We start from the raw sequence: 4,149 nt of genomic DNA, 5'->3' as shown, positions 1-4,149 counted from the left end.
CCGGCGAAGCCCGCGCGGCCGACCGAGGTCGAGGTCGGCGGCCCTGCCCGTGCGCCGCTGGCTGCCGAAGCGCCGCCGGCGCCGGAGCCGGGCCCGCGAAGGGCGATTTCCGCCTCGGCCCCCGGCGGCCACGAGCTGTCGCCGTGGTCGATGTTCCTGAACGCCGACATCCTGGTGAAGGTGGTGATGAGCGGGCTGGCGCTCGCCTCGATCGTCACCTGGACGATCCTCGTGGCGAAGACGATCGAGCTCGGCCTCGCCCGCCGAAGCCTCGTGCGGGCGCTCGGCCGCGTCGCCGAGACCGGTTCGCTGGCCGAGGCCGAGCGGGCGCTCGGCGGGGGCGGCACGATCCTCGACCGCCTCGTCGGCACGGTCGCGAACGAGGTGCGGATCTCCAAGGGCCATGCGGAGGGCATCAAGGAGCGGGCGGTCTCGCGCTGCTCCGAGCTGGTGAAGGCGGAAGGCCGCCTCGCCCGCCGCGGCATGGGCGCGCTCGCCACGATCGGCGCGATCTCGCCCTTCGTCGGCCTGTTCGGCACCGTCTGGGGCATCATGAACAGCTTCATCGGGATCTCGCGGGCGCAGACCACGAACCTCGCGGTGGTCGCGCCCGGCATCGCGGAGGCGCTGCTGGCCACCGCCATCGGCCTCGCCGCCGCGATCCCTGCGGTGATCATCTACAACCACTTCGCCCGGGCGACCCGGAGCTACGGCGACTTGGTCCAGCGCGCCTCCGGCACGGCGATGCGGCTGCTGTCGCGCGAACTCGAGCGCGGCGAGGTCGGGCGCCATGCGCCGCTGGCGCAGGCGGCCGAGTGAGCGGGGGGCCCTGAACCATGGCGATCTCACTCGGTGGCGACGAGGACGGTGACGAGTTCGGCGAGGCGCACGAGATCAACGTGACGCCGTTCATCGACGTGATGCTCGTGCTGCTGATCATCTTCATGATCGCGGCACCGCTCTCGACGGTCGACCTGCCGATCGACCTCCCCTCCTCCAGCGCGGTTCCGCAGAAGCGACCGGACAAGCCGACCTACGTGACGATCAAGGCCGACCTCGCGGTCGCGATCGGCGAGACGCCGGTGCGGCGCGTGGACCTCGCGCAGGCCCTCGACGCGCAGGCCGATCCGAGCCGGGAACGGCGCGTATTCCTGCGCGCGGACCGCGCGGTCCCCTACGGCGAGATGATGGACGTCCTCGAGATTCTCCGCTCCGGCGGCTACCTCAAGGTCGCGCTCGTCGCGCTCGAAGGTCCGCCCGCGGATGCGTCGGGGTCGGGGCCGGCGCCACGGGCGCCATGACGGGCAGGATCGGCAGAGCACACGCGCTCGGGGCTTCCGGCACGGCGCGCCTCGGCTGGCCGCTCTGGTTGGCCGCGGGCGCGTTCGTGCTCGCGCTGCATGCCGGCGGCGGCCTGCTCGCGCTCGGCTCCGCGGAGCCAGACGAGGCCGACGACCTCGGCGCCGCCGCCTTGGAGGTCGGCCTGGAGATGACGGCGCCGCGGCGCGAGCCCTCGGACCTGCCGCCCGGGCCGGAAGCTGACGACGCGGCCGCCTCGCCGGCCGTCGTCCAGCAGAAGGCCGTCGACGACCCGACCGAATTACCGAAGGCCGTGCCGACCGAGACGGAGGATCCCGACCGGATCGTCTCGCCGGAGGCGACCCTCAAGCCGCAGGAGGACGAGAGCAAGGTCAAGGTCGCCGAGACCCGCCCGTCGGCGGAGTCGGTCGCGTCCGAGGCCGCCGCCGCGCCGACCTCCGAGACGGTCAAGGAGGCTGCGATCGCGACCGCGCCCGTCCTCGGCACCGGCGAGAGCGCCCGCCGCGTCCGCACGACGTGGCAGAAGCAGCTCATGGCCCATCTTGACCGGCACAAGCGCTACCCAGGCGTCGCCACGCATCCGACCGGCGAGGTGCTCGTGAGCTTCCTCCTCGACCGCGTCGGCCACGTGGTCTCGGCGACGGTGCTGAAGGGGTCCGGCGACGGCGCGCTCGATCAGGCCGCCCTGACGATGATGCACCGGTCCGATCCGGTTCCGCCGCCACCGCCGCTCGTCGCGGACGAGGGGCTGACCTTCACGATCCCGGTGGTGTTTCGCGCCAAGCCGAAGGGCAAGTGAGACGGCCGCGTCCCGTGCCGACGACACCGGAGATCGCGCGGCCCGATCCCAGCGCGCAGGGGTGCTGAAACGCAAAAATCCCGCCCCGGGTCTCCGGGTACGGGATGCGAACCTAAACGCTGTTCGATCTTAACGGCTGTTTAGGATTGGTGCCCAGGAAAGGACTGGGCGTCATCCGAGATAAGCTAAGTCAAAACAATGGTTTAGAGCGCCTTCAAATTCGCCGCTGAACACGTTGTGCATCACTTGCGTGTTGCGAGCAAGATTGAACTCGGGTCGTACGCAAGCAGGCTGTGGCGAGTGGAAGGGTCGGGCGCATGGCAGCATATCAGCGCGGTAGCGTGCAGGCGTCGAGGAGCTCCGATGCCTCTCGCGTTGCGATGCGGCGGCCCTAATGCGTCGCTGTTCCGCGTCAGCGTAAAAGATTGGCACGATGTGCGGCCGGTGGTCGAACAGGCGGACCCGTATCCTCCGCTTGCAGGCGGGCGACTAGGTCACAGATCTGCTCTATATAGACTCGCTTCTCGTTCGGGTCAGTGCCAACGCGCAAGTAGTTCGGGACCTTATTGAACCAGTCAGCCGGGTCGTCGAGCCGTTGCGCGACTAGGGTCTCGATCATGCTTTCTCTCAGCACGCATCGCTCCGGCTTCCACGCCTCGCAATTGGCCGCGATAATTGTCTCCCTGAAGCAGCGCAGCGCCGCCCTGAGTTCTTCGGCTGTGAGGGAGCCGTCGCCTTCTAGAAGATGCTTAGGGGCGGATCCCAATTCGCCGACAATCTGGCTTTCCACGGCGGCAACGACGTGCGCGGACTCCTCATGGGGCACAACGCCGGTCCAGGACTCAGCTTCAGATGCAACGGGCGCCGCCACCTCATTGGGGAGAAGCTCACTGCTAACCGGTGTCTGCGCAGCCGATGCGGGTCGGTATCCTCTCCAGGCCGGCAGCGGCTTTAGCCGCAATTCCTCGATGCGCCTCAGCACGTTGGCGGTCTGAAGATCGGGATTGTCGAACCAGTCGGTCGACCAGACTCGAACGATGTTCCAACCAAGCCCGGTCAGAATCTCTTCCCGCAGCCGGTCCCGGTCGCGGGCGCTCTTGCTGAAGTGAAAGCGGGCGCCGTCACACTCTACGCCCGCGATGAACTGCTCGGGGTCGTCCGGATGCCGAACGCCGAGATCAATACGGAACCCCGAGACGCCGACTTGGTGATCGACCTGCAGACCTGCAGCACGCAGGCGCCGGGCTACCTCAACTTCGAAATCGCTGTCGGGTTGCGCGTCGTCGGCGACCTCGGCGTAACCCCTGCGCTCCGCGTACTCGAAATATCGCTTGAGGATGCGGACACCATCGGCGCTCGTCTCACTCGGGCGCACGTCTTTCGACCCAAAGGAGGCAAACAACATGATCCGCAATCGAGCGCGGGTGAAAAGCACATTGAGCCGCCGGTGCCCATGCTTACCCGCGATGGGGCCGAACCGCTGCGCGACAGCCCCGCCCGGTACGGCCGGTCCGTAGGTCATCGAGATGAAGACGTAATCGCGCTCATCGCCTTGGACGTTCTCTAGATTTTTTACGAAGAAGGGTTCCCCGCGTGCGGCGACCTTTTCTTGGTAGCGCAGCACGAACTCATCCTCGGAAGCCAGGCGCCGGATCTCCTCCTCAATGAGGTCGCGCTGGTCGCTATTGACCGAGACGACTCCGAGGGAAGGCGGCGTCCCTGCGTCCGCGTGCTGACGCATGAACAAGATGCTCTCCTCGGCGACCGCTTGGGCCTCCATAGGATTGCGGCCCGACGCGTAGCGCCCCGGCAGTCTCACGAGATCGACCGAGAAGGATCGAGGCTGAGCAGACGGGAAGGTAATGAGATCGCCGCCGTAGAACTCTTGGTTAGAGAACGCGATTGTGTAGGGCGGTGACAAAACCATCCACTGGAGCGTCGGCGGGGTGCTGATGCGGCCGGGGTAAAAGCCGGCCAGTGGAGAGGCTTCTCTTTCGGGAGGGGCCCAGGATGTTTGCCGTGGAAGTCTA

At 67.5% G+C, this 4,149-nt stretch carries 4 protein-coding genes; 3 read left to right on the top strand and 1 reads right to left on the bottom strand.

What is annotated here, in order from left to right; genetic code table 11:
• From exbB to FV227_RS27970, 3 genes are all read left to right on the top strand, one after another.
• On the top strand, positions 1 to 819 hold an 819-nt coding region (gene exbB / locus FV227_RS27980; protein ID WP_147860420.1), incomplete at its 5' end, for a tonB-system energizer ExbB.
• 17 nt (positions 820 to 836) lie between these two features.
• A complete protein-coding gene (gene exbD / locus FV227_RS27975; RefSeq protein WP_147725473.1) occupies positions 837 to 1,301 on the top strand; it encodes a TonB system transport protein ExbD in 465 nt (154 codons plus the stop codon).
• Positions 1,298 to 2,119, top strand: coding sequence for a TonB family protein (locus FV227_RS27970; protein WP_147860419.1), 822 nt, complete (start codon positions 1,298 to 1,300; stop codon positions 2,117 to 2,119). Before exbD ends, FV227_RS27970 begins: the two co-directional genes overlap by 4 nt.
• Positions 2,120 to 2,531: 412 nt before the next feature.
• Here the strand turns inward: FV227_RS27970 and FV227_RS27965 are convergent.
• A partial coding sequence (locus FV227_RS27965; RefSeq protein WP_246686405.1) for an AAA domain-containing protein occupies positions 2,532 to 4,149 on the bottom strand: 1,618 nt, incomplete at its 5' end.

The sequence above is a fragment of the Methylobacterium sp. WL119 genome, assembly GCF_008039875.1.
Lineage (GTDB): Bacteria > Pseudomonadota > Alphaproteobacteria > Rhizobiales > Beijerinckiaceae > Methylobacterium.
The sequence above is the reverse complement of the archived record's forward strand: the minus strand, read 5'-3'. Positions and strand labels throughout refer to the sequence as shown.

Excerpts from the sequence above, each read along its gene's own strand:
- exbD (WP_147725473.1), top strand. The coding sequence starts at position 837 with ATGGCGATCTCACTCGGTGGCGACGAGGACGGTGACGAGTTCGGCGAG.
- FV227_RS27970 (WP_147860419.1), top strand. The coding sequence starts at position 1,298 with ATGACGGGCAGGATCGGCAGAGCACACGCGCTCGGGGCTTCCGGCACG.